The following is a 23787-nucleotide window of genomic DNA, read 5'->3' on the forward strand; positions in this document are numbered from 1 at the left end:
GTCGGTGGTGACACGGATCCGGTCGGTCCGCCGTCGCGGGCCACGCGTCGCATACCCTGCAACCCGTGAGCGATCAGTCTGCCCCGACCGTCATCGTCCTCGCCGCCGGCCGCGGCACACGGATGCGCTCGTCGACCCCGAAGGTCCTGCACGACCTCTGCGGCCGGTCGCTGATCGGCTGGGTGCTGGGGGCGGCCCGCGACGCCGGAGCCCACCGGGTCGTCGTCGTCGACCAGCCCGCCCGGGTCCTCGAGGGACACCTCCCGGACACCGTCGCCGTGGTCGAGCAGCACGTCGACCGGCACGGCGACGGGACCGCCGGCGCGGTCGCGGCCGCAGCCGACCTGATCGACCCCGACCGCCCCGTGGTCGTGCTCGCCGGCGACGTGCCGCTGATCACGGCCGAGGCGGTCCGCGGCCTCTCCGACGCCCACGCCCGCTCGGGCGCCGCGGCCACGATCCTCACGACGGAGCTGCCCGATCCCCGGGGCTACGGCCGGGTCGTCCGCGACGCCGCCGGCGCGGTCGTCAAGGTCGTCGAGACGAAGGAGCCGGGCGACGCCAGCGAGGCGGAGCTGCGGATCCACGAGGTCAACACCGGCGTCTACGCGTTCTCGGGTGCCCTGCTGCTGGAGGCGCTGCGGCGGGTCGGGACCGACAACGCCCAGGGCGAGCGCTACCTGCCGGACGTGCTGGCGATCCTGCGGGCCGACGGTCACGCCGTCGGCGCGCATCGGCTCGACGACCCGCACCTCGTGCTCGGCGTCAACGACCAGGTCCAGCTGAACGCGGTCCGCGAGATCGCCCAGCGGCAGATCATCGAGGCGCACCAGCGAGCCGGCGTGACGGTCGTCAACCCCGCCTCGACGGTGATCGACCACGACGTCTCGATCGGCCCCGACAGCACGATCGAACCCGGCTGCGTGCTCCGCGGGGCGACGACGATCGGTGCCGGGACGACGGTCGGGCCGCACACGACCGTGATCGACAGCGAGCTCGGCGACGGGGTCAGCGCGATCCACAGCCACCTGCTGCTGGCGGTCGCCGAGGACGGGGTCTCGATCGGGCCGTTCGCCTACCTGCGGCCGGGCGCGACCCTCCGGAGGTCGGCCAAGGCCGGCAGCTTCGTCGAGATCAAGAACAGCGACATCGGCGAGGGCTCCAAGGTCCCGCACCTCTCCTACATCGGTGACGCCGACGTCGGTCCCGGCACGAACCTCGGCGCGGCGACGATCACCGCCAACTACGACGGCCGCAAGAAGCACCGGACCACGATCGGGGCGGGCGTCAAGACCAGCGTCGACACGACCCTGGTCGCGCCGGTCACGATCGGCGACGGGGCCTACACCGGGGCCGGCAGCGTGATCACGAAGGACGTCCCGGCCGAGGCGCTCGGGATCGCGCGCAACCGTCAGCGCAACCTCGAAGGCTATGCCGACATCGTCGCCGCGCGGGTGGCCGAGGAGGGCTGACGAGGTGTCAGTGGCCGGCGGGTGTGCGGGCCGTCCGCACCGGACGTCACCGTACGGATACCCTGGGGCCTCGCGGCGACCCTCGTCGGTCGGTCGTATCCCCTCCTCCTCTCCTTGGAACGCCTCACCGTGAGCCTGACCTCGCAGACCATCGACACCGCGACGAGCCTGCCGCTCGGCTACGACAAGCGGCTGATGCTCTTCAGCGGACGCGCAAACCCCGAGCTAGCTGACGCGATCGGCGACAAGCTCGGCGTCGGTCCGGGCCCCGTCACGCTCAAGACCTTCTCCAACGGCGAGGTCTACTGCCGGTTCGAGGAGTCGATCCGCGGGGCGGACGTCTTCCTCGTCCAGCCGACCTGCGGCAACCCGGAGACGGGCATCAGCGCGAACGACGCGCTGATGGAGCTGCTGGTGATGATCGACGCCGCCAAGGGCGCGAGCGCGCACCGGGTGATCGCGGTCACTCCCTGGTACGGCTACTCGCGGCAGGACAAGAAGAGCGCCCCGCGTGAGCCGATCTCGGCCCGCCTGGTCGCCCGGATGCTCGAGTCCGCCGGCGCCGACCGCGTGCTGACGATGGACCTCCACGCCGGCCAGGTCCAGGGCTTCTTCCAGATCCCCGTCGATCACATGACGGCGATGATGATGCTCACGCAGTACTTCATGGACCTGAACCTCGACGACGAGCTGGTCGTCGTGGCGCCGGACGCCGGCCGCGTGAAGCTGAACAAGAAGTTCGCCAACCGGATGGGCGCCGACCTGGCGATCCTCGACAAGGAGCGGCCGCAGCAGCAGGTCGCCGAGATCGGCCACGTGATCGGCGACGTCGCCGGCAAGACCGCGATCATCGTCGACGACATGATCGACACCGCCGGCACCCTGCGGGCCGCGGGCGAGGTCGTCAAGGCCGCGGGCGCATCACGCGTCTACGCCGCCGCCACCCACGCGGTCTTCTCCGGCAAGGCCTACGAGACCCTGGCCGCCGCGCCGTTCGAGCAGATCGTCGTCACCGACACGATCCCGGTCCGCGAGGGCGCGCCCGAGAACGTCCACGTCGTCTCCTGCGCCAACCTCCTGACCGACTCGATCCGCCGGATCTTCACCGATGACTCGGTGAGCGAGGTCTTCGAGGGCGAGAACCAGCTCTTCTAGGGCACGGGCACCGGGGCCGGGGGCCTTTGTGAGGCACCCCACACCCCCTCCCGGTGCGCTTTGGTGCGTACGTCGCTACGCTCGATAGATGTCCACGACCGCCGCGCAGCTGCTTGCTGAGCGCCTCGGGCTCGACGACGACGAGGTCCTTCGGGTCCTCGACGCCGATCCCCTGTCGGTGCTCACGGGCGAGCTGGAGCACAAGCCGCAGCTGCCGCTGCTCTTGTCGCTCACCAGCGAGCCGGCCGAGCAGGTCGGCCTGCCCACGCTGCACCGCTGGATGCGGACGGCAGGGCCGGCCGGCCGACCGGTCGACCTGCTGACGCGGCGGGAATACGGTGCGTTCGAGGACGCGCTGACCGCGCTGCAGACGCGCGGTCTGGTCATCAGGGCCCCGCGATAGCCCGCCGGGCCGTCGGCGCCGCCGCCGGTCCGTTCCACCATCGCCCGACCCATCGAGGAGGTCCCTCCGTGCACCGAACCACCCGACTCGCGGTCAGCGCCTTCGCGGCGCTCGCCGTGCTCGCCACCCCCGCTGTCGCCGACGCCAAGATGGCCAAGGGCCTGCAGGACGACAGCATGATCCTGAGCCCCGATCCGGTCGTCAGGAGCGCGTTCTGGCGGGACGCGAAGGCGGCGAACGTCAAGTCGGTGCGCGTGCTCGTGCGCTGGAACGGCCGCTCGCAGCACGTCGATCCCGAGACGATCTCGCGGATCCGGGGTGCCGCCATCGAGGGCCAGACCATCGGCGCCAAGCTGCTGATCGGGACCTACGCCACGCTCGGACGTCGCAAGCCGGCCAGCTACCGGATGCACTCGTCGACGCAGAGCGCCTACGTCACGTTCATGGGCGATCTGGCCCAGAAGCTCTCCGACCTGCCGCTGGCGGGCTACCTGACCTACAACGAGCCGAACTACAAGACCGCCTGGCCGCTCCGGCACGAGCGGTCCTGGGTGGCGCTCTCCAACCGGGTCTACAAGGAGATCAAGCGGCAGGACGGTGACGCGCAGGTGCTCGTCGGCGAGACGTCGCCGAACGCCCGCAACCAGTCGGTCGCCCCGGGCACGTTCTTCCGGCGGGCACTCTGCCTGAACCTCTCGTACCGCTCGGCGAGCGGCACCAAGTCGTGCCGGACGAAGCTGCTGGCGGACGGGTTCACGCTCCACACCTACGACTTCGAGCGGCCCCCGACCCGCTCGATCCGCAACAAGGACCAGTGGGTCCACGGCAACCTGGGCAGCACCGTCAAGCAGATCAAGCGCCTGGCGCGGTCCGGCCGGGTCTCGTCGAAGGCGGCCCGCAACATCCAGATCACCGAGTTCGCCTACCGCACGGCGGGCAAGATGCAGACGAGCGACCGTCGCGCGGCGGCCTGGCTGAAGCTGGCCTGGAACAGCGCCAAGCGCCACGGGGTCACCAGCTTCACCTGGTACCAGCTGCGGGACCCGCAGGGGCGGAGCGACTGGAAGTCGGGGCTCCAGACCTCGAAGGGCCACTCGCGCAAGACCTGGAAGACGTTCAAGGCGCTCAGGTAGAGCGGGGAGCGCGGTTGCGTCTGCGGTGGTCGTAGGCCGAGCAGGTCGTGAGACCGGCCCGCCCACCCCGGGAGCTGGCCGCTAGGCCTGCCGAGGCCCACGCCGGCCGAGATGCGCCCTCAGACGTGACCGCGGCGGTTGCGTCTGAGGTGGTCGTAGGCCGAGCAGGTCGGTTCGCGTGGGTCCGAGAGCTGGACGCCAGTCCTGCCGAGGCCCACGCGGGCCGAGATGCGACGGCATACGGCCGCCCCAGACCAACCGCCTAGGAGATCTCGCCGTCGGGGCCGCGGTGCTTGCCGGGCCAACGGCCGAAGGTGTGCTCGAAGACGTGCATGCCGTAGCGGCTGACCGCGGCCGAGGTCGCAGCGAAGATCCCGGCCTGGAGCGCCGCGGCCACGATCGCCCGACCGCCGTCGTCCTCGCGGACGTCGGGATCCGGCAGCGGCGAGCCGTCTACGGCGTTCCAGATCCGATTGAAGATCGTGCCGGCGAGGCGCGAGGCGATGAGCCCCGCGATCAGTCCGAAGGGCTTGAAGAGCAGAGCCATTGCCGCGGAGACTAGCGCGGCCGACCGACGCGACGTGCTAGAGAGCAGGCATGCACCGTCCCTTTGCGGGCGCCGTTCGTGCGGCGACGCTTGCTGTTGTCCTCTCCATCCTGCCCGTCGCCGCCGCGTCCGCGCAGTCCGCTCCGCCCGCCAACGACGACCCACCAGCGGCCAACGGGGCCGCGGCTGCGCGGCCGGCTGCGACGTTGCCGACCCGCGGCACCCGCGCCTTCGCCGGTCAGGCCGATCGCTGGACGGTCGGCGGGCGCTGGCTGATCCGGCGCGACGTCGAGGGCGTCGGCGTCCTGCAGCACTGGGAGCGCCAGGCGTCGCCCGAGGGGTGGACCGCTGGCACGGTTCCGAGCACCTGGACGGCGGGCGACAACGGCGTCGAGTCGATGGCGGGAGGGATCACCTGGTACCGGCGTGAGCTGCGGCTGCCGAAGATCCCGGAGGACCGCGCCGGCGGCCGCTGGATCCTCCGCTTCGAGCGGGTCGCGATCGCCGGCACCGTCTGGGTCAACGGCAAGCTCGTCGGGCGCCACCGCGGGGCCTACGAGCCGTTCGAGCTGCGGCTGCCGGTCAAGGCGGCCCGCAAGGACGGCACGGTCACCGTCGTCGTCCGGACCGACAGCCGCCGCGAGCTGTCGGACTTCCCGCCGAAGGCGACCCAGAAGGACGGGACGCCCGGCGGCGGCTGGTGGAACGACGGCGGGATCCCGCGTGAGGTGGTCCTCCGCTACGCCGACCAACTCGACCTCTCCCCGGTCCAGATCACCCCCGACCTGCCGTGCCGGACGTGCTCCGGCCGGGTCAAGGTGCGCGCGACGGTGACCAACCAGACCGGGGGGACCCGCAAGGCGGACATCGTCGTCCGCGTCGGGGACCGCGCCAAGCGGCTGGCCACGGTCAAGCTGAAGGGCGGCGAGGTCCGTGAGGTGATCGGGACGATCGGCGTGCCGAAGCCGAAGCTGTGGTCGCCGAAGCGCCCGTACCTCTACCTCGCCTCCGTCGAGGCGAGCCTCAGCAGCGGCAAGCGCGAGGGCCAGCTCGTGTCCCGCTTCCGGGCGCGGACCGGCATCCGCTCGGTCCGGGTCGTCGACGGCCGGTTGCAGCTGAACTTCGTCGACGTCAACCTCCGCGGCACCGGCATCCACGAGATGGACGTCGAGCGCGGCAGCGCGCTGACCGACCGCGGCCAGGACCTGCTGCTGCGCCAGGCGAAGGACTTCGGCGGCCTGGTGATCCGGGGCCACTACCCGTTCCACCCGCGGATGCTGGAGGAGGCCGACCGGCTCGGCCTGCTGGTCTGGGCCGAGATCCCGGTCTACCAGGTCCGCCAGAGCCAGATCGGCAAGCGCCGCGTGCGCGACCTGGCGCTGCGGCTGCTGAAGACGACGATCGCCACCAACGCGCACCACCCCTCCGTCTTCACCTGGTCCGCCGGCAACGAGATGACCACCAACCCGGGACCGCCGATCGCCCGCTACTTCCAGGGCGCGCGCCGGGTCGTCGACCAGCTCGACCCCACGCGGCCGCTCTCCTACGCCCGTCAGTCGGGCACGAAGTACGGCTGCCAGACCGCCTACGCACCGCTCGACCTGATCGGTCTCAACGACTACTTCGGCTGGTACGGCGGACCGGCGGACCCGCTCTCGGATCCCTCCCAGCTCGGCGTGTTCCTCGACAGCCTGCGGGCGTGCAACCCGAAGCAGGCGGTGATGATCACCGAGACCGGCGCCGAGGCCAACCGCGACGGCGCCGTCACCGAGCCCGGCACCTACGCGTTCCAGGCTGCATACGCCGCGTATCACTTCGCCGTCTACCGCTCGAAGCCGTGGCTGTCCGGCGCGCTCTGGTGGGGCCTGCGCGAGTTCCGCGTGCGGCCGAACTGGGCCGGCGGCAACCCGCTCCCGACCCCGCCCTGGCACGCCAAGGGCCTGCTCGACCTCAAGGGCGGCAAGAAGCCGGCGTGGACGGTCCTCCACGGCGAGCTGGGGGCCCTGAACCAGCTCGCGCCGGCTCCGACCACGCCGGTGACGATCCCGCCGTCCCCGCCGGGGCGGACGGCAGCCGACGGCACCAGCGAGACCGGCGATCCCGCCGCGCCGCCCGGTGACGGCGCCGCCTCGCCGGGTGCCTGAGGCCCGGCGAGGCCGGTAGCGACCGAGGAGGTCGAGGGCGGGGGGCGAGGACGCGTTTCCTTCGCTAGCATCTCTCGCCGTCATGCCCTCGAACTCTTCATCGCTCGCCGTCGCGTCTCGCGAACCCCAACACTCGCGTGATGCCCGCCGTGCTCGTCGTGCCGGCAGCGTTCCGGGAGTGATCTACGGGGGTGACGCGGCTCCGGTCTCGATCTCCGTCAACGCCCGCGACCTGCGCCACACCCTGGCCGCGTCCGGCGCGGTCATCGATCTCTCGATCGACGGCGGCGCCGCCGAGCCGGTCGTGCTGAAGGAGACGCAGCGCCACCCGGTCCGCGGCGAGATCATGCACGTCGACCTGCTCCGGGTGAACCTCAAGGAGAAGATCCAGCAGATCGTCCCGCTGGAGCTGACCGACGTCGAGGACGCCGAGGGCATCAAGCTCGGCGGCATCCTCGAGCACCTGGTCCGCGAGGTCACCGTCGAGGCGCTGCCGAACGACATCCCCGAGTCGGTCACGCTCTCGATCAAGACGCTGCAGCCGGGGCATCACCTCTCGCTGAGCGACGCGGTCGTGCCCGGCAACGGCTCGCTCGTCGACGATCCCGAGACGGTGGCGGTCAACCTCCGCTCGCCGCGCGCGATCGCCGATCCGGACGCCGAGGCCGACACCACCGAGCCGACGACCGAAGTCGCCGGCGAGTCCTCCGAGGGCGCTTCCGGCGAGTAGCACCGGCCGGGGCCGCGTCGCGGCCCCGGACACCCCTTGCTCTTCTCCCGGCAGACGATGACCCTTCGCGGCGGTATCCCGCCGGTCGACTGGTTGGTCGTCGGTCTGGGCAATCCCGGCGTGCGCTACGAGCGCACGCCGCACAACGTCGGCTTCCAGGTTGCCCGGGAGCTGGCGAAGCGCTGGGACCTCGGGCGCTCGCGGACCAAGTTCGCCGGTGAGCTGTACGCCGGCTCCGCGCGCCCGTCGACCGGCCCCGCTGTCGGCACCGATCCGGTGCGCGTGGCGGTCCTGCTGCCCCAGACGTTCATGAACGAGTCCGGCCGCTCGGTCGGGCCGGCGCGCGGGCAGCTGAAGGTGCCGCTGGAACGCGTGCTGGTCCTGCACGACGAGATCGACCTGGCCTTCGCCGACATCCGCAGCCGGCTCGGTGGCGGGCTCGCCGGCCACAACGGCCTCAAGTCGCTCAAGCGGGAGCTGGGCGAGCCGACCTTCGGCCGGGTCCGGATCGGCGTCGGACGCCCCGACTCGACCGACCCGGAGATCGTCTCCTCCTACGTGCTCGGACGCTGGCAGCAGCCGGCCGACGAGGTCGAGGCGCTGATCGCCGAGGCCGCCAACCTCGCCGAGTCGCTCGTCTTCGGCGAGCGCGAGCTGGCCTGAGCCCGGGCCGCGCCTCCGGCGCGGCGGTGGTGCTCGGCCGCCGGGTGGCGCTTGAGAGGCGGGTGGCGCTCGAAGGGAAGCGCGTGGCCCTGGTGGCCCCGCTCGAGAGCCGGCTGCGGGCGCGGGGCAGGGCGCGCGAGGCGGGTGGGCGCTGGCCGACCGTCAACCGGTTGAGCTTGAGTGCGCTCAGCGCACGCAACCTCAACCGGTCACGAGCCGATGCTCAGCCCGAAGCCGCGGCGGTTGCGTCTGAGGTGGTCGTAGGCCGAGCTGCGACGCCCACGCACACCAGCCGGCCCGCGTCCCCGCTGAGGGGATGCGGAAGCCGAGCAGGTCGGTTCGCGTGGGTCCGAGAGCTGGCCGCCAGGCCTGCCGAGGCCCACGCGGGCCGAGATACGAAGCGCTTACGCGCCCCTCAGCGGGGACGCGTCATGTAGTTCGGGGCCTCAACCGTCATGTGGATGTCGTGGGCGTGGCTCTCCTTGAGCCCGGCCGAGGTGATCCGCACGAACTGGCTGTCGTTCTGGAGGTCCTGGATCGTCGCCGCACCGGTGTAGCCCATCGCCGCCCGCAGGCCGCCGACCAGCTGGTGCGAGACGGCCGCCAGCGGGCCGCGGTAGGGGACCTGGCCCTCGACGCCCTCGGGGACGAGCTTGTCGTCGCCGGAGACGTTCTCCTGGAAGTAGCGGTCCTTCGAGAACGACTGACGGCCCTGCATCGCGCCGAGCGAGCCCATGCCGCGGTAGCTCTTGAACTGCTTGCCGTTGATGAAGACGAGCTCGCCGGGGGACTCCTCGCAGCCCGCCAGCAGCGACCCGAGCATCACCGACGAGGCGCCGGCGGAGATCGCCTTCGCGATGTCGCCGGAGAACTGGAGCCCGCCGTCGCCGATCACCGGCACGCCGGCCGGCCGGGCCGCGCGGGACGCCTCGAAGATCGCGGAGACCTGGGGGACGCCGACGCCGGCGACGATCCGGGTGGTGCAGATCGAGCCCGGTCCGACGCCGACCTTGACGGCGTCGGCGCCCGCGTCGATCAGCGCCTGCGCGCCGGCGCGGGTCGCGACGTTGCCGCCGATCACGTCGACCGACGTCTCGCGCTTGACCCGGCTGACGGTGTCGAGCACGCCGCGCTGGTGGCCGTGGGCGGTGTCGACGATCAGCACGTCGACGCCGGCGTCGACCAGCGCGTGGGCCCGCTCGCGGCTGTCGGGGCCGACGCCGACCGCGGCGCCGACGAGCAGACGGCCGGAGCCGTCCTTCGAGGCGTCGGGGTACTTCTCGGTCTTGGTGAAGTCCTTGAGCGTGATCAGGCCGGCGAGGCGGCCGTCGCCGTCGACCAGCGGCAGCTTCTCGATCTTGTGCTCGCGCAGCAGCGCCATCGCCTCGTCGGCGGAGGTGCCGGGGGAGGCGGTCACCAGCGGCATCGGCGTCATCACCGAGCGCAGCGGCTGCTCGTGGTCGGACTCGAAGCGGATGTCGCGGTTGGTGACGATCCCGAGCAGGTGGCCCTGCTCGTCGCAGATCGGCAGGCCGCCGATCCCGTAGCGGCCCATCACCGCGTCGGCGTCGTTGATCGTCGCGTCCGGACCGATCGTGACGGGATGGCGGATCATGCCCGCCTCCGAGCGCTTGACCGTGTCGACCTGGGCCGCCTGGTCCTCGATCGACTGGTTGCGGTGGAGGATCCCGATCCCACCCTGGCGGGCCATCGCGATCGCCATCCGGGCCTCGGTCACCGTGTCCATCGCCGCCGACAGCAGCGGGACCTTGAGCTGGATGTTGCGGGTCAGCCAGGTGCCGGTCGTGACGGCGTTGGGCAGGACCTCGGACGGCCCGGGAAGCAACAGGACGTCGTCGTAGGTCAACCCCTCGAGCACGAACTTGTCGCTCGGCGTGATCGCCTCGGTGGCGGGAGCGACGGCCGTGGACGTCAGATGCGATACATGGGGCATGGCGGCGGGGTGGGGTCGGCGACGAGGAACCCGGGTGCCGACCCGCCGCTCGGCAGCGGCGAAATCGACGTCCGTCCATAGACGGTATCGCGCGCGGGGGCGGACCTTGGGTGCATCCGCTCCGGTCGCCTGGTCGTCAGTCCGCTTCGGTGGTCTCCGCGGCCTCCGCGCCGGCCCGTCGGCGGAAGAACCAGATCGACGTCAGGATCGCCGCCCAGACCGGGGCGGCGTAGAGCGCGACCCGGTTGTCGGCGTCGAACCCGAGCAGGAGCAGCACGCACCCGAGGAAGCCGAGGGCGACGTAGCCGGTGGTCGGCGCACCCGGCATCCGGAAGCCCGAGCGCGGCAGCCGCCCGGCGTCGGCCTGCCGGCGGTAGCGGATCTGGCAGACGAGGATCGTGCCCCAGGTCCAGATGATCCCGATCGTCGCGATCGAGGTGATGTAGGTGAACGCCTTCGCCGGCACGAGCGCGTTGACGAGCACGCCGATCGCCATCACCGCTGCGGAGACGGTGATCCCCGCGGCGGGGACGTGGCGCGAGCTGAGCTGCTCGAGCCGTGCGGGGGCCTGACCGTGGGCGGCCAGCGACTGCAGCATCCGGCCGGTCGAGAAGAGCCCGGAGTTGCAGGACGAGAGCGCGGCGGTCAGCACGACGAAGTTCACGATCCCCGCCGCGGCCGTGATCCCGACGCTGTCGAAGGCCCGGACGAACGGGCTCTCTCCGACCCGGAAGTCGTCCCACGGGACGAGCGCGAGGATCACGATCAGCGAGGCGACGTAGAAGAGCCCGATCCGCCACGGGATCGTGTTGACCGCTCGCGGCAGGACGGTCTCCGGATCCGCCGCCTCGCTCGCGGTCACGCCGATCAGCTCGACGCCGACGTAGGCGAACATCACCACCTGGAGCGCGAGCAGCGCCTGCCAGAGGCCGTTGGGCAGGATCCCGCCGTGCTGCCACAGGTTGGCGATCGTCGCGGTGTCGCCCGCCGGTCCGAAGCCGAAGATCAGGACCCCGAGCCCGAGCAGGATCATCACGATGATCGTCAGCACCTTGATCATCGAGAACCAGAACTCGGCGGTCCCGAAGACCTTCGCGGAGACGAGGTTGGCGCCGAACAGGACAGCGAGGACGACCAGCGCCGTGACCCACTGTGGGATCGCGATCCAGTACTGGACGTAGATCCCGGCGGCGGTGATCTCGGCCATGCCGGTCACGACCCAGGTGATCCAGTAGGTCCAGCCGGTCGCGAAGCCGGCGAACGGGCCGATGAACTCGCGGGCGTACTCCGAGAAGCTGCCGGCGACCGGGCGGTAGAGCAACAGCTCGCCGAGCGCCCGCATGATCAGGAAGATCACGATCCCGGCGGTGGCGTAGGCGAGGATCAGGCTCGGCCCGGCCTTGGTGATCGCGGTCCCGGCGCCGAGGAACAGACCGGTCCCGATCGCGCCGCCGATCGCGATCATCTGGATCTGCCCGTTCGTCAGGACCCGCGCGTAGTCCGGCCCGTCGGTGGGCGGGCTCGGCGCGGGGGAGGAGACGGGAGCGGGCACGGGGGATCGCCGGTCGTGAACGGGTTGGGGCCAGCTTCTCACGCGTTGCGGCCGCCTTCGCCTCGCTCGGCCGCGGGTGCCGCGGCGACGACGGAGGCGGGCCCCCGGGAGACCTCCGCGGCGCCGGCGGCGCCGGACACGCCGAACGCAGCGGCGTACAATCGAGCGTCCTGCCCGGCGCCGCCCGGGTTGCGCCTGTGGCCCGCCACCGACGCGTGGTGTCGCCCCCGAACCGGTTGGCTCGCATGTCCTCCCTCCGCCCGCTCCTCCGCCACCTCGCCGACGAACCGACCGGGGCCCGGATCGCCCGCGAGGGCGGCCGCGTCTTCGTCGCGACCTCGATGCGGCCGTTCGTGGTGGCCGGAGCGCTGGACGGCGTCGACGGGGCGATCGGGCTCGGCCGCCCGGCGCTGGTCGTGGCCCCGGACGACAAGGCCGCCCGCGAGCTGGCCCGCGATCTGCGGGCCTGGTTGCACCCACGGCCGGTCCGCTTCTACCCGTCGCGCGGGGTCGCCTACGAGTCGCACCTGGCGCCGCCGGCCCATCTCGTCGGGATGCGGGTGGCCGCGCTCGACGCGCTGCTCGCCCACGCGGAGGCGGACGCCGACCCCGAGGGCTGGGCGGCCCGCCACGCCGACGCCGAGCCGCCGGTGGTCGTGGCGTCGGCCGCGGCGCTGTCGGAGACGGTTCCCGATCCGGAGCTGCGTCCGCACGGGTTCGCGCTCAAGGTCGGCGAGCTGCTCGACCTCGACGAGGGCGCGGTCGACCTCGTCCGCTGCGGCTACGAGCGCGTCGACCAGGTCAGCGACCGCGGGCAGTTCGCCGTCCGCGGCGGGATCCTCGACGTCTTCCCGGCGACCGAGGACAACCCGGTCCGGGTCGACCTGTTCGACGTCGAGATCGAGTCGATCCGGGCCTTCTCGGTCTTCACGCAGCGCTCGCTCGGGGAGCTGGAGCAGGTCGAGATCGCCCCTGCGGCGGAGCTGGCCGCCGAGTACCGCGAGTCGGCCGAGATCGCCGCCGAGCTGCGCAAGGACGACAACGACGAGCGGCCCGACGTCGCCGGGCTGCTGCCGGTCGACCGCTTCGGCAGCTTCCTCGACCTGGTCCCGAAGGACGCGGTCGTCGTGCTGGTCGCCGACGAGGAGATCGCTCCCGCGCTCCAGGACCAGTGGGAGGACGTCACCGCGGCCTTCCACGACGAGGACGCCGGGCACCTCTACATCCGGCCGGAGACGGTCCTGAAGGAGCTGGAGGAGCGCGCCGAGCTGCGGATCGCGAGCCTGCTCCAGGACCAGGACCTCCAGCTCCACGCCCAGTCGGGCGACCTCGCGGCGCGCAACCTGACCGCGGCCGAGACCGAGCTCGAGAAGCTGCTGCGGTCCGGCTACCGGACGGTCGTGACCTGGCGCCGCCAGGGCGACGGCGACCGCGCCGCCTACAACCTCTCGCGGGTGCGGGCCCAGTGGGTCGGCGAGGGCGACTTCGACCGCGACCGCGCCGGGTTCGTGATCGCGGACCTCCGCCACGGCTTCATCGCGGCCGGGATGCAGCTGGCGGTCCTGCCCGACCACCGGCTGATGCGTCGGCGCAAGACCGAGGCCGACGACGACTCGCGGCGCCGGGCCGGGCGCAAGGGGGCGCTGAAGAGCTTCGCCGACCTCCGGACCGGCGACATCGTCGTCCACGAGGACCACGGGATCGCCCGCTTCGACGGCTTCGACACCAAGACCGTCGGCGGCGTCACCCGCGACTACCTGAAGCTCCAGTTCGACGGCGCCGACAAGGTCTTCGTCCCCGTCGACCAGCTGGCGAAGATCACCCGCTACGTGACCGGCGGGGGCGCCCAGCCGACGCTCTCCAAGCTCGGGGGCAAGGGCTGGGAGCTGATCAAGACGCGGGCCCGCAAGGCCGCGCACGAGATGGCCGGCGAGCTGATCAACCTCTACGCCGAGCGCCGCGCGCGCCGCGGCCACCAGTTCCCGCCCGACGGCGAGCTGGTCGAGGAGTTCGAGGCCAAGTTCCCCTACAAGGAGACGGTCGACCAGCTCGACGCGATCGACGCGGTCAAGGCGGACATGGAGTCCGAGCGGCCGATGGACCGGCTGATCTGCGGCGACGTCGGCTTCGGCAAGACCGAGGTCGCGCTGCGCGCGGCGGTCAAGGCCGCCGCCGACGGCAAGCAGGTCCTGATCCTGGCGCCGACGACGATCCTCGCGCAGCAGCACTTCGGGACCTTCGCGGACCGCCTCCGCGACCTGCCGTTGACCGTCGACCACGTCTCGCGGTTCCGCTCGGCCGCCGAGCAGCGGGTCGTCGTCCAGGCCTTCAACGAGGGCAAGGTCGACGTCCTGATCGGCACCCACCGGATCCTCGGCCGCGACGTCGTCGGTCGCGACCTCGGCCTGATCGTGGTCGACGAGGAGCAGCGGTTCGGGGTCAAGCAGAAGGAGCTGCTGCGCCAGCTCAAGCTCAAGGTCGACGTGATCGCGATGTCGGCGACCCCGATCCCGCGCACGCTCCAGATGTCGCTGGCCGGCCTCCGCGACATCTCGACGATCGAGACCGCGCCCGAGGGCCGGCGGCCGGTCAAGACCTACGTCGGCGAGTACGACGAGCAGCTGGTCCGCCAGGCGCTCAAGCGCGAGAAGGACCGCGGCGGCCAGTCGTTCTTCCTCCACAACCGGGTCGAGACGATCGACGAGACCGCGAGCCGGCTGCGCGGCCTCTGCCCGGACATGAGCTTCGAGGTCGCCCACGGCCAGATGAGCGACCAGCAGCTGGAGGACCACATGATGCGGTTCCTCCGGGGCGAGGCCGACGTGCTGGTGTCGACGTCGATCATCGAGTCGGGGATCGACATCCCGCAGGCGAACACGCTGATCGTCGATCGCTCGGACCTCTTCGGGCTGAGCCAGCTCTACCAGATCCGTGGTCGCGTCGGCCGTGGTCGCGAGCGCGGCTACGCGTACCTGCTGTACCCGTCGGCGGCGGCGCTGACCGAGGACGCGATGCACCGGCTGACGGCGTTGGCCGACTACACCGAGCTCGGCTCCGGCTTCCAGATCGCGATGCGCGACCTCGAGCTGCGCGGGGCCGGCAACCTGCTCGGCGACGAGCAGTCCGGGCACGTCGCGGCGCTCGGCTTCGAGCTGTACCTGTCGATGCTGGAGCAGGCCGTCGCCGAGCGCGAGGCGGAGGAGGCGGCCAAGTCCGGCGAGCAGCGGACCGAGGACGAGCGCGAGCCGGTCCGGTTCGACGCGCAGATCACGGCCTACGTGCCGGCCGAGTACGTGCCCTACGAGCAGGCCAAGGTCGACGTCCACCGGCGGATCGCGGGCGCCTACGACGTCGCCGAGCTGGAGGAGCTGCGCGGCGAGCTCGAGGACCGGTTCGGGGCGCTGCCCGAGCCGCTGCTGAACCTGGTCGAGCTGCAGCGGGCCCGGATCCGCTTCGGCGAGGCCGGTTGCCGGGTGGTCTCGCTGCGGGGAACGAAGCTGACCGCGACCCCGATCGAGCTGGACGCGGATGGCCTCGCTCGGCTGCGCGAGGAGTTCAGCGGCAGCGGCCTTCAGCCGAAGTACGAGGGCGGGCACTCGCGGATCACGGTGACCGTGCCGAAGGAGGGTCCGGAGCGGCTGGAGGCGGTCGTGGCGGCGGCCGATGGGGTCCGTGCGGCGGCGCTCAGCGTGGCCCCTGTGTGACAGGTCTAACACGACGATTGGGGGTCCTTATGCATGAGCTTATGTCTGGCCGCTACTCTCCCGCCGATGCCTCGACTCAATCGCAATGCACGAACCGCGCTTCTCGTCTGCGCGATCGGTGTCCCTGCCTCTGCCGCGCTCGTTGGCTGCGGCGGCCTGTCCGGTGATTCCGTCGCCGACGCGGACGGAACCCAGATCAGCAAGTCCGACTACGAGAACAGCCTGAAGTACCTGAACGTCCAGGCCAGCCAGCAGGTCCTCGGCGGCAAGCTCTTCAAGTCCGCGACCCCCAAGCTCGTCGTCTTCAAGGCGCCGTTCACGGAGTGCATCGCGGAGGTGAAGAAGTCGGTCCCGAAGGGCCAGAAGGTCACCGACGCACAGGTCAAGGACTACTGCGTCAACCTCGAGAAGCAGCTGAAGACCGCCGCCATGAGCCAGCTGCTCCGCGACGAGATCATCTCCTCCGAGGCCAAGGACGAGAAGGTCAACGTCGACGACAAGGCGATCGACAAGCAGCTCCCGGCCACGATGACGCAGGTCATCGGCGGCAAGGAGAACCTGGCGAAGTTCACCGCGCTGACCGGCCTCAAGGTCGACGTCATCCGCAACCAGGTCAAGGGCGAGCTGCTGGCCCAGAAGCTGCAGGAGAAGATCTCCAAGCAGGCCAGCAAGATCACCGACGCCGACGTCCAGAAGTACTACGAGAAGAACAAGGCGCAGTACACGCAGCCGGAGACGCGCGACCTGCACGTCATCCTCGCCAAGACCGAGGCCAAGGCGAACCAGGCCAAGAAGGCGCTCGAGAACGGCGACAGCTTCGCCACCGTCGCCAAGAAGTACTCGGTCGACGAGGTCACGAAGAAGGCCGGCGGTCAGCTGAAGGGCGTCGCCAAGGGCCAGCAGGAGCGGGCGCTCGAGAACGCCGCGTTCAAGGCCAAGAAGGGCGAGCTGGTCGGTCCGATCAAGACCGAGACCGGCTACTACATCCTCCGCGTCGACACGATCACGCCGTCCAAGGTCGTGCCGTTCGACAAGGTCAAGGCGACGATCAAGCAGCAGCTCACGCAGCAGAAGCCGCAGGAAGCCTGGACGAAGTGGCAGACGGACGTGCTGAAGAAGTGGAAGGACAAGACGGAGTGCCGTGACGGGTACAACGACGTGCCCTTCTGCAAGAACCAGCCGAAGCCGAAGACGACGACGGGCGCCGTTCCGGCCCAGTAGTCCGAGGGGGACCCGGCCCGCCTGGGCAACGGGTCCTCGTCGCGCGCGCCGCCCGGGCGGTAGCGTTGGCCCGGTGGCGCGCGACGAGATCACCGAGGCCCTCGGAGCGTTGGACGACATCACCCGTCGTCTGCGCATCGAGTGCCCGTGGGACCAAGAGCAGAACGAGCGGACGATCGTCCCGCACACGCTCGAGGAGGCCTACGAGCTGGCTGACGCCGCGAACTCGGGGGACGACGCCAAGCTCCGCGACGAGCTCGGCGACGTGCTCTTCCAGGTCCACTTCCTCTCGCTCCTGCTCGAGGAGCGGGGAGCGGGCGACCTCGCCGCCGTCGCGGCCCACTGCCGCCGCAAGCTGATCCGCCGGCATCCGCACGTGTTCGCGCCCGACAGCGCGGAGATGCGCGAGCTGCTGGAGGTCGACGCCGCCGCCCACGCGGCCGAGGGGCGGATCGTCGAGACGGCCGACCCGGCGCTGCGCGACGTCACCGACGCCGACTCGGTGCTCGCCAACTGGGACCAGATCAAGCAGACCGAGGCCGGGCGCGAGCGCGGGATCTTCGGCGAGGTGCCCGAGAACCTGCCCTCGCTGCTCTACGCGCGCAAGGTCCAGCGCCGGGCGGCGAGCAGCGGCTTCGACCCGATCGGGGTCGAGGACGCGCTGGAGGCCGCCCGCGCCGAGCTGGAGCGCCTCACCGAGGCGGTGCGGGCGGGACACGCCCCGTCCGTCTACACGGCGCTGGGGGACACGCTCTTCGCGGTCACCAACGTCGCCCGGAAGACCAAGACCGATCCGGAGATCGCCCTGCGCTCGGCGAGCGCCCGCTTCCGGGAGCGGATCCTCCGGGCCGAGCAGCTGGCGGAGGCCGCGGGGCGCGGCTGGGGTGAGCTCGGCGACGACGAGCGGCTCGGCTACTACGCGCAGGTGGTCTACGCCGACCGGGGTCCCGAGCGCGACCCGTCCGAAGGCTGAACGGGCCGCGGGCGGCGGGAGCGGTGTCCGCACGGACGCCGCCCCCGGTGGCAGAGCGCGTCTCCGGGGTGCTCCTGGGCGCGGCTCAGGCGGCGAGGGCCGTCGTGCGGCGATCCGCGGCGACCAGCAGCGCGTCGGCGGTGCGGTGGTCTGCGACGCCGGTGACCGGCAGTCCCCGGCTGCGCTGGAAGCGCTGCACGGCTTCGACGGTCGGCGCGTCCCAGCGGTCGCTGTTCGTGTCCACGGGCAGCAGGCCGATCGCGACGAGCAACGCCTGGGCGTCGGCAGCGTGGATCGCGGGGACGACGTCGTCCCCGGCGGCCCCGGGCACGAACAACGTCGCCAGCGCGTGCCAGAGGTCGGTACGGACCGGCGACGTGCGGCGGGAGCGTGCCGGGGGGACGGCGAGGGTGTCGGGGGCGAGGCGGAGCGTGGGCATGGTTCGGGTTCGGTCGTGCGTCAGGGGAGCGAGCGTCGCAGTGACAGGTGGGCGACAGCCGGGGTCCGGCTGGGGATCGTCTGGGCGTCGTGCGCGGCGTCGGGACGGGAGGTCGACGCTGACACCGATCGTGCCCGAAGGGCCGCCCGTCCACCATGGGGGATTCCCCCGACGGGCCCCCGGATGCACCCCGAGGGCGGGCCCGTGCCGGCCCGGTCATGTCCCCGACGACGCGTCCCGTGGCGACGCCCGGCAGACTGTCGGGCCATGAGTCAGATCGAGTCCGTCCTCGGCCGCCAAATCCTCGACAGTCGCGGCAACCCGACCGTCGAGGTCGAGGTCGTCCTGTCGTCGGGGGCGACCGGCCGTGCCGCGGTGCCGTCCGGCGCCTCGACCGGCGAGTTCGAGGCCACCGAGCTGCGCGACGGCGGCGCGGCCTACCTCGGCAAGGGCGTGACCCAGGCCGTCGGCCACGTCAACGGCGAGATCGCTGCGGCCGTCAAGGGCCGCGACGTGAGCGACCAGGCCGGCCTCGACCAGGCCCTGATCGATCTCGACGGCACGCCGAACAAGTCGCGCCTCGGCGCCAACGCGATCCTCGGCGTCTCGCTCGCCGCTGCTCGCGCCGCGGCCGCCGACGCCGGCGTCCCGCTCTGGAAGCACCTCCAGGTCGACGCGCCCGGTGCCGGCGTCACCCTCCCGGTGCCGATGATGAACGTGCTCAACGGCGGGTCGCACGCGGATAACTCCGTCGACTTCCAGGAGTTCATGATCGTCCCGTTCGGGTTCGAGACGTTCTCCGAGGGGCTGCGGGTCGGCACCGAGATCTTCCACCACCTCAAGGCGCTGCTGCACGACCGCGGGATGGCGACGTCGGTCGGCGACGAGGGCGGCTTCGCCCCGAACCTCTCCTCCAACGAGGAGGCGCTCCAGGTCCTGGTCGACGGGATCGAGAAGGCCGGCTACCAGCCGGGTGAGCAGGTCGGGATCGCGCTCGATCCCGCGACCTCGGAGATCTTCAAGGGCGGCGTCTACGTGCTGGAGCACGAAGGCCGCAGCCTGACCGCCGCCGAGCTGGCCGAGTACTGGGCCGACAAGGCGGGCAAGTACCCGATCCTCTCGATCGAGGACGGCATGGACGAGGAGGACTGGGACGGCTGGAAGACGCTGACCGAAGCCCTCGGCGACCGCGTCCAGCTCGTCGGCGACGACCTCTTCGTCACCAACCCCGAGCGCCTGAAGCGCGGGATCGACACCGCCACCGCCAACTCGATCCTGATCAAGGTCAACCAGATCGGGACCCTGACCGAGACCCTCGAGGCGATCCGGATGGCCCGCGCCGCCGGCTACACCGCGGTCATGTCGCACCGTTCGGGCGAGACCGAGGACACGACGATCGCCGATCTCGCCGTCGCCACCGGTTGCGGCCAGATCAAGACCGGCGCCCCGTCGCGCTCCGATCGCGTTGCGAAGTACAACCAGCTGCTCCGGATCGAGGAGGCGCTGGGCTCGGCCGCGGTCTACCCGGGGAAGAGCGTCTTCCGCTCCTAGCGGTTGGTCTGCGGTGGCCGTGGAAGCGGCGCATCTCGGGCCGGGTGAAGCTCGGCAGGACTGGTGTCCAGCTCTCGCATCATCCGGCCCGACCTGCGTGGTCCACGACCACCTCAGACGCAACCGGGGCGAACGCGCGTTCGGGGGTCGTGCAAGCGATCTTGCACCCCGTCCGCGCGCTCCGGTGCAAGACGCTGTGCGGCGCGAGGAACCCGCCGGGTCCCGGCGAAAGACCCCGTCGTGAGCAGCGCCACGACCTCCGGACCCCGTGCCGGGCAGCCGCAGTCTCGTCCGAGCATCGCCGTCAACAAGGCGCGTCTCGGACGGGTCGCGCTCGTCCTGCTGCTGCTCCTGATGGCCTCCAGCTACGTGCGCCCCGCCCTCGACTGGGTGAGCGCCCGCAGCACCGCGGGGGAGCAGGAGCAGCGGCTGGTGAAGCTGCAGGCCAGCGCCAAGCAGCTGAAGGCGGACAAGGCCCGCCTCAGCACCGCGCGCGGGATGGCCGTGGAAGCACGCCGACTGGGGATGGTCCGCGAGGGTGAGCGGGCCTACGTCGTGCGTGGGCTGCCGAACGACTGACCCGCCTGGGCCCACGGCGTCGCGGATCGTCCCTGGACGGTCGTGACGTGGCGGGCCGATGGCAGGTCGTGCAGGACAGGGGTTGGTGGGCCGCGGGAGGCGGCCCGCTAGCCTCAAGTCCGTGCGGTTGATGCTGGCGGTCGAGCAATGGCGGAGCGGTGAGCGCTACCTGGCGACCCTCGAGGGGCGCCCGAGCCTGCGGGCCGAGGCCGTCGCGATGGCGACCTACGACGAGCTGCGCCGGCGACTGGGCGGGGCCTTCACCACCGACGAGCTGGTCGCGCTCTACGAGCGCGGCACCGGTTGGGCGCTCGACCTGGCGGCGCAGGTCGCGCCGGAGGACCCGGACGCGTGGGACGCGCGCGTCGCCGACGCGGCCTTCTACCGCTACCTCGGCCAGGCCCAGGACTGGGGCGGCGGACGGCTGATCGTCCGCGAGGACTGAGGAAGCCGGGAGGGCGGCGCGGAGATGCCGCCCGAGACCCCGCTCTGACCGGCTGAGAGGCTCAGCCGGCGGCGTCGGAGGGGGACGTTCCCGGACGGAGCGCCGGGAACGGTACGGGCCTGGAGCTCAGCCCTGGTCGCCGGCGGACTCGCCCGCGCGGCGGATGATGATCTGATCGCCCTCGATCGTGACCTCGACCGGGCGGTGGCCGGCCCAGTGCTCGGCGTAGAGCGCGGAATCCGCGACGGCCGGGTCGAGCCACAGGCCGTAGCCCTCGTCGCCGTGATCGAAGGTGCCCTCGAAGACGGTCGTCGACGACGTGCTGCGGCGGCGACGGCGGCCTCCGCGGCGGCGACGGGACTTGCCGTCCTCGTCCTCCTCGTCCTCCCCGGCAGCGGCGCGTGCTGCTGCCTGAGCGGCGCGCTCGGCGGCAGCGGCGGCCTCCTCGGCGGCCTTGCGCTCCTCTTCGGCCTTGCGGGCGGCCTCGGCGGCCTCCAGCTCGACGGCGATCTGGGCGTCGTCCTCGGCGCGGAGGTCGACCTCCTCCGGGGCGACGATCGACTGCGGATCGTCCGGCGCGGCGGCCGTCAGGTCGTTCTTCGCCTTGAAGTCAGCGATCTCCGGACCGGTGACCTCGAGCTGGTGCGCGACCCATGCGTCGGTGCGGCCCTGACGCACCCAGGTGCGGATCTGGTTGAGATGGGGACGAAGCGAACGGCGTGCCATGTATGCAGGCCAATCTACCGCCCATAGGGTCCCGGGCGCGTGCAGGTCGCGCGCGACGCGGTCGCAGGACCGTGCGCAGAGCTAGGTGAAGACGATCGTCAGGACCCGGAACATGACCAGCGTGACGAGCACCGCGGTCAGGGTCAGGACCGCGAACAGCATCAGGTAGCGGAGGCCGCGGCGGCGCTTGACGGCGTCGAACTCGCGCATCGCCTCCCGGCGCTCGACGTCGCGCAGCATCTTCTCGCGCTGGCGCTTGGCGATCTCGGTCTCACGCGCGAGTCGCCGCTCGAGCTCGTCGAGCGACCCGCGGTGGCGTTGACGCGGCGAGGTCACGAGCCTGAGCGTAGAGCATCGCGGCAGACCCGCCACAGCCCGCGCCGCGCGTGCCGGGCGCCCCGCTGGAGCCGTCGCAGGCGTGCGGCGGTCGCCCCGTTCGGGGCGATCGCGAGGACGCGGGCGTAGCCCTCGGCCACCAGCCGCTCGCTGACGGAGCGGGTCCAGCCGTCGGGCGTCAGCGCTGCCAGCAGGCGTCCGTAGCGGTCGACGGGCTCACGATCGAACCGCAGCCGGACCTGCCGTCCCGCGACCCAGGCGCGGTTGACGCGGGCTGCCGCCGGGCCGAAGCAGCCGACCGGCTGGCGGGGATGGACCGACTCCGGTGCGTCGACGCCGAGATAGCGGACGTCGGCCCGGCGGCGGCGTCCGGCGTCGTCGAAGCGGACGACGACGGTGTCGCCGTCGAGGACCCGCTCGACCGTGGCCCGCGCCCCGGGAGCGGCCAGCAGCGCGGCGACGCGCGACGGGGAGGCTGCGCCGCCGGACGGGTCCGACGACGACGCGCAGCCGCTACGCGCACCGACCCAGCCGCCGACCGCGGCGGAGACGAGCAACAGCGCGGTCGAGGGGTACCATGGAGGAGCGGCACGGGGCACGGGGGCGAGGTCTATCGCGGGGGTCGTCCGCCGACGCCGTCGCCGCGCGATCGGCACGAGATCGGCACCGGATGAAGACGATGCGTCGCAGTACAGGGCGTTTCTCGCCGACGATCGGGTACCATCCGCGCCTCGCCGCTTCGGCTCGCGCCGTCGAATCCCCCGTCGAGAAACCCCGCAGGACCACCGACCGCAGCGTCTTCAGGCGCCACGGACGCGGGGTCAACATCAACCGCGAAGGACCGACATGGCTGTTCAGACCGCATCGACGATCGACCGCGTCACGGAGCTGCTCGGCGACGAGGCCTCGTCGCTCCTCGAGCACCGGTCGCAGACGATCGACGCCTCCCAGCTGCACCTCCCGGGCAGCGACTTCGTCGACCGCATCTACTCCGCGACCGACCGCAACAACCGCACGCTGGGCAACCTCCAGCGGCTGTTCGACCATGGCCGCCTCGGCGGCACCGGCTACGTCTCGATCCTGCCCGTCGACCAGGGCATCGAGCACTCGGGCGCGGCCAGCTTCGCGCCGAACCCGGCCTACTTCGACCCGGCGAACATCGTCGAGCTCGCGATCGAGGGCGGCTGCAACGCCGTCGCCTCGACGCTCGGCGTGCTGGGCGCGGTCAGCCGCAGCCACGCGCACAAGATCCCGTTCGTGGTGAAGCTCAACCACAACGAGTTCCTGTCGCTGCCGGAGACCTACGACCAGATCAGCTTCTCGTCGGTCCAGCGCGCGTACGACCTCGGCGCCGCCGCCGTCGGCGCGACGATCTACTTCGGCTCGCCGGAGTCGAACCGCCAGATCGTCGAGGTCGCCCAGGCCTTCGAGGAGGCCCATCGCCTCGGCATGGCCACGATCCTCTGGTGCTACCTGCGCAACTCGGCCTTCAAGGTCGACGGCGTCGATTACCACACGGCCGCCGACCTGACGGGCCAGGCCAACCACCTCGGCGTCACGATCGAGGCCGACATCATCAAGCAGAAGCTGCCCGAGCTCAACGGCGGCTTCAACGCGATCAAGGTCGGGAAGACGCACCCGCTGGTCTACAGCGAGCTGACCACCGATCACCCGATCGACCTGACCCGCTACCAGCTGGCCAACTGCTACATGGGCCGCGCCGGCCTGATCAACTCCGGCGGCGCGTCCTCCGGCGAGAGCGATCTCGCCGAGGCCGTCAAGACGGCCGTCATCAACAAGCGCGCGGGCGGCACCGGCCTGATCTCCGGCCGCAAGGCGTTCCAGCGCCCGCTGGCCGACGGGATCGCGCTCCTGAACGCGATCCAGGACGTCTACCTCGAGCCGCAGATCACGATCGCGTAAGACCGCGGGTCGTCTGAGGCGTCCGTGGACGCTTCGCATCTCGGCACGCGTGGACCTCGGCAGGGCTGGCGCCCAGCTCTCGGTCCACGCGTGCCGACCTGCTCGGTCCACGAACACCTCAGACGGACCCGCGGGGT

At 71.7% G+C, this 23787-nt stretch carries 21 protein-coding genes; 14 read left to right on the forward strand and 7 right to left on the reverse strand.

The genetic code is table 11. The features are described from left to right. Positions 1–65: 65 nt before the first annotated feature. The 4 genes from glmU to ACVUH9_RS19710 all read left to right on the forward strand — a co-directional run bounded on the left by glmU (position 66) and on the right by ACVUH9_RS19710 (position 4163). Positions 66–1472, forward strand: coding sequence for a bifunctional UDP-N-acetylglucosamine diphosphorylase/glucosamine-1-phosphate N-acetyltransferase GlmU (gene glmU, locus ACVUH9_RS19695; RefSeq protein ID WP_475760047.1), 1407 nt, complete (start codon positions 66–68; stop codon positions 1470–1472). Positions 1473–1667: 195 nt separating this feature from the next. Further along, a complete protein-coding gene (locus tag ACVUH9_RS19700; protein WP_475760091.1) occupies positions 1668–2627 on the forward strand; it encodes a ribose-phosphate diphosphokinase in 960 nt (319 codons plus the stop codon). A gap of 88 nt (positions 2628–2715) precedes the next feature. Further along, positions 2716–3030: a hypothetical protein gene (locus ACVUH9_RS19705; RefSeq protein WP_475760049.1), complete on the forward strand. Its 315-nt coding sequence runs from the start codon at positions 2716–2718 to the stop codon at positions 3028–3030. A gap of 68 nt (positions 3031–3098) precedes the next feature. Further along, on the forward strand, positions 3099–4163 hold the full coding sequence (locus tag ACVUH9_RS19710; RefSeq protein WP_475760051.1) for a cellulase family glycosylhydrolase: 1065 nt from the start codon (positions 3099–3101) through the stop codon (positions 4161–4163). Between the two features lie 262 nt (positions 4164–4425). Here the strand turns inward: ACVUH9_RS19710 and ACVUH9_RS19715 are convergent, their stop codons facing one another. Next, positions 4426–4710 (reverse strand): DUF4235 domain-containing protein, encoded by a 285-nt coding sequence (locus ACVUH9_RS19715; protein ID WP_475760053.1) that lies wholly within the window; start codon positions 4708–4710, stop codon positions 4426–4428. 50 nt (positions 4711–4760) lie between these two features. On the opposite strand from ACVUH9_RS19715, the gene ACVUH9_RS19720 reads away from it, so the two are divergent. From ACVUH9_RS19720 to pth, 3 genes are all read left to right on the forward strand, one after another. After that, positions 4761–6854: a glycoside hydrolase family 2 protein gene (locus ACVUH9_RS19720; RefSeq protein WP_475760055.1), complete on the forward strand. Its 2094-nt coding sequence runs from the start codon at positions 4761–4763 to the stop codon at positions 6852–6854. An 82-nt stretch (positions 6855–6936) separates the two neighbouring features. Next, positions 6937–7584 carry a 50S ribosomal protein L25 gene (locus tag ACVUH9_RS19725; RefSeq protein WP_475760058.1) on the forward strand — a complete coding sequence of 216 codons (648 nt, stop codon included), beginning with the start codon at positions 6937–6939 and terminating at the stop codon, positions 7582–7584. Positions 7585–7641: 57 nt separating this feature from the next. Continuing rightward, positions 7642–8247, forward strand: coding sequence for an aminoacyl-tRNA hydrolase (gene pth, locus ACVUH9_RS19730; RefSeq protein WP_475760060.1), 606 nt, complete (start codon positions 7642–7644; stop codon positions 8245–8247). A gap of 415 nt (positions 8248–8662) precedes the next feature. On the opposite strand, the gene guaB is transcribed toward pth, so the two are convergent. Together guaB and ACVUH9_RS19740 are read right to left on the reverse strand one after the other, a co-directional pair. Then, positions 8663–10201, reverse strand: coding sequence for an IMP dehydrogenase (gene guaB / locus ACVUH9_RS19735; RefSeq protein ID WP_475760062.1), 1539 nt, complete (start codon positions 10199–10201; stop codon positions 8663–8665). 136 nt (positions 10202–10337) lie between these two features. Further along, positions 10338–11666 (reverse strand): amino acid permease, encoded by a 1329-nt coding sequence (locus tag ACVUH9_RS19740; RefSeq protein WP_475760093.1) that lies wholly within the window; start codon positions 11664–11666, stop codon positions 10338–10340. A gap of 332 nt (positions 11667–11998) precedes the next feature. Here ACVUH9_RS19740 and mfd point away from each other — a divergent pair, with 332 nt between their 5' ends. The 3 genes from mfd to mazG all read left to right on the forward strand — a co-directional run bounded on the left by mfd (position 11999) and on the right by mazG (position 17651). Continuing rightward, complete coding sequence (mfd, locus tag ACVUH9_RS19745; RefSeq protein ID WP_475760064.1) at positions 11999–15457, forward strand: transcription-repair coupling factor; 3459 nt, start codon at positions 11999–12001, stop codon at positions 15455–15457. 66 nt (positions 15458–15523) lie between these two features. Beyond that, entirely contained in the window at positions 15524–16678 is a 1155-nt protein-coding gene (locus ACVUH9_RS19750; RefSeq protein ID WP_475760066.1) for a peptidyl-prolyl cis-trans isomerase, read from the forward strand. Positions 16679–16751: 73 nt separating this feature from the next. Next, positions 16752–17651: a nucleoside triphosphate pyrophosphohydrolase gene (gene mazG / locus ACVUH9_RS19755; protein WP_475760068.1), complete on the forward strand. Its 900-nt coding sequence runs from the start codon at positions 16752–16754 to the stop codon at positions 17649–17651. 85 nt (positions 17652–17736) lie between these two features. On the opposite strand, the gene ACVUH9_RS19760 is transcribed toward mazG, so the two are convergent. Then, positions 17737–18090, reverse strand: coding sequence for a peptidoglycan-binding domain-containing protein (locus ACVUH9_RS19760; RefSeq protein ID WP_475760070.1), 354 nt, complete (start codon positions 18088–18090; stop codon positions 17737–17739). A gap of 267 nt (positions 18091–18357) precedes the next feature. On the opposite strand from ACVUH9_RS19760, the gene eno reads away from it, so the two are divergent. The 3 genes from eno (at position 18358) to ACVUH9_RS19775 (ending at position 20665) form a co-directional block, all read left to right on the forward strand. Further along, the gene (gene eno / locus ACVUH9_RS19765; RefSeq protein ID WP_475760072.1) at positions 18358–19641 is read left to right on the forward strand and encodes a phosphopyruvate hydratase; all 1284 of its coding nucleotides are present in this window, start codon (positions 18358–18360) and stop codon (positions 19639–19641) included. A 240-nt stretch (positions 19642–19881) separates the two neighbouring features. Next, on the forward strand, positions 19882–20220 hold the full coding sequence (locus ACVUH9_RS19770; protein ID WP_475760074.1) for a septum formation initiator family protein: 339 nt from the start codon (positions 19882–19884) through the stop codon (positions 20218–20220). A gap of 121 nt (positions 20221–20341) precedes the next feature. Then, a complete protein-coding gene (locus ACVUH9_RS19775; protein ID WP_475760076.1) occupies positions 20342–20665 on the forward strand; it encodes a hypothetical protein in 324 nt (107 codons plus the stop codon). 126 nt (positions 20666–20791) lie between these two features. On the opposite strand, the gene ACVUH9_RS19780 is transcribed toward ACVUH9_RS19775, so the two are convergent. The 3 genes from ACVUH9_RS19780 to ACVUH9_RS19790 form a co-directional block, all read right to left on the reverse strand. Then, positions 20792–21391, reverse strand: coding sequence for a hypothetical protein (locus tag ACVUH9_RS19780; protein WP_475760078.1), 600 nt, complete (start codon positions 21389–21391; stop codon positions 20792–20794). 81 nt (positions 21392–21472) lie between these two features. Continuing rightward, positions 21473–21727, reverse strand: a complete 255-nt coding sequence (locus ACVUH9_RS19785; RefSeq protein ID WP_475760080.1) for a hypothetical protein — start codon at positions 21725–21727, stop codon at positions 21473–21475. Beyond that, the gene (locus ACVUH9_RS19790) at positions 21724–22326 is read right to left on the reverse strand and encodes a thermonuclease family protein (RefSeq protein ID WP_475760083.1); all 603 of its coding nucleotides are present in this window, start codon (positions 22324–22326) and stop codon (positions 21724–21726) included. The genes ACVUH9_RS19785 and ACVUH9_RS19790 overlap by 4 nt, the downstream gene beginning before the upstream one ends. 247 nt (positions 22327–22573) lie before the next feature. Between ACVUH9_RS19790 and ACVUH9_RS19795 the strand changes: the two genes are divergently transcribed. After that, positions 22574–23650 carry a class I fructose-bisphosphate aldolase gene (locus tag ACVUH9_RS19795; protein ID WP_475760085.1) on the forward strand — a complete coding sequence of 359 codons (1077 nt, stop codon included), beginning with the start codon at positions 22574–22576 and terminating at the stop codon, positions 23648–23650. Positions 23651–23787 lie beyond the last annotated feature (137 nt).

It is taken from the genome of Patulibacter ginsengiterrae, assembly GCF_056269115.1.

Coding starts and splice junctions, on each gene's coding strand:
- ACVUH9_RS19700 (WP_475760091.1), top strand. CDS start 1,668: ATGCTCTTCAGCGGACGCGCAAACCCCGAGCTAGCTGACGCGATCGGC.
- ACVUH9_RS19705 (WP_475760049.1), top strand. CDS start 2,716: ATGTCCACGACCGCCGCGCAGCTGCTTGCTGAGCGCCTCGGGCTCGAC.
- ACVUH9_RS19715 (WP_475760053.1), bottom strand. CDS start 4,710: ATGGCTCTGCTCTTCAAGCCCTTCGGACTGATCGCGGGGCTCATCGCC.
- ACVUH9_RS19720 (WP_475760055.1), top strand. CDS start 4,761: ATGCACCGTCCCTTTGCGGGCGCCGTTCGTGCGGCGACGCTTGCTGTT.
- ACVUH9_RS19725 (WP_475760058.1), top strand. CDS start 6,937: ATGCCCTCGAACTCTTCATCGCTCGCCGTCGCGTCTCGCGAACCCCAA.
- pth (WP_475760060.1), top strand. CDS start 7,642: ATGACCCTTCGCGGCGGTATCCCGCCGGTCGACTGGTTGGTCGTCGGT.
- guaB (WP_475760062.1), bottom strand. CDS start 10,201: ATGCCCCATGTATCGCATCTGACGTCCACGGCCGTCGCTCCCGCCACC.
- ACVUH9_RS19740 (WP_475760093.1), bottom strand. CDS start 11,666: ATGATCGCGATCGGCGGCGCGATCGGGACCGGTCTGTTCCTCGGCGCC.
- mfd (WP_475760064.1), top strand. CDS start 11,999: ATGTCCTCCCTCCGCCCGCTCCTCCGCCACCTCGCCGACGAACCGACC.
- ACVUH9_RS19750 (WP_475760066.1), top strand. CDS start 15,524: ATGCCTCGACTCAATCGCAATGCACGAACCGCGCTTCTCGTCTGCGCG.
- ACVUH9_RS19760 (WP_475760070.1), bottom strand. CDS start 18,090: ATGCCCACGCTCCGCCTCGCCCCCGACACCCTCGCCGTCCCCCCGGCA.
- eno (WP_475760072.1), top strand. CDS start 18,358: ATGAGTCAGATCGAGTCCGTCCTCGGCCGCCAAATCCTCGACAGTCGC.
- ACVUH9_RS19780 (WP_475760078.1), bottom strand. CDS start 21,391: ATGGCACGCCGTTCGCTTCGTCCCCATCTCAACCAGATCCGCACCTGG.
- ACVUH9_RS19795 (WP_475760085.1), top strand. CDS start 22,574: ATGGCTGTTCAGACCGCATCGACGATCGACCGCGTCACGGAGCTGCTC.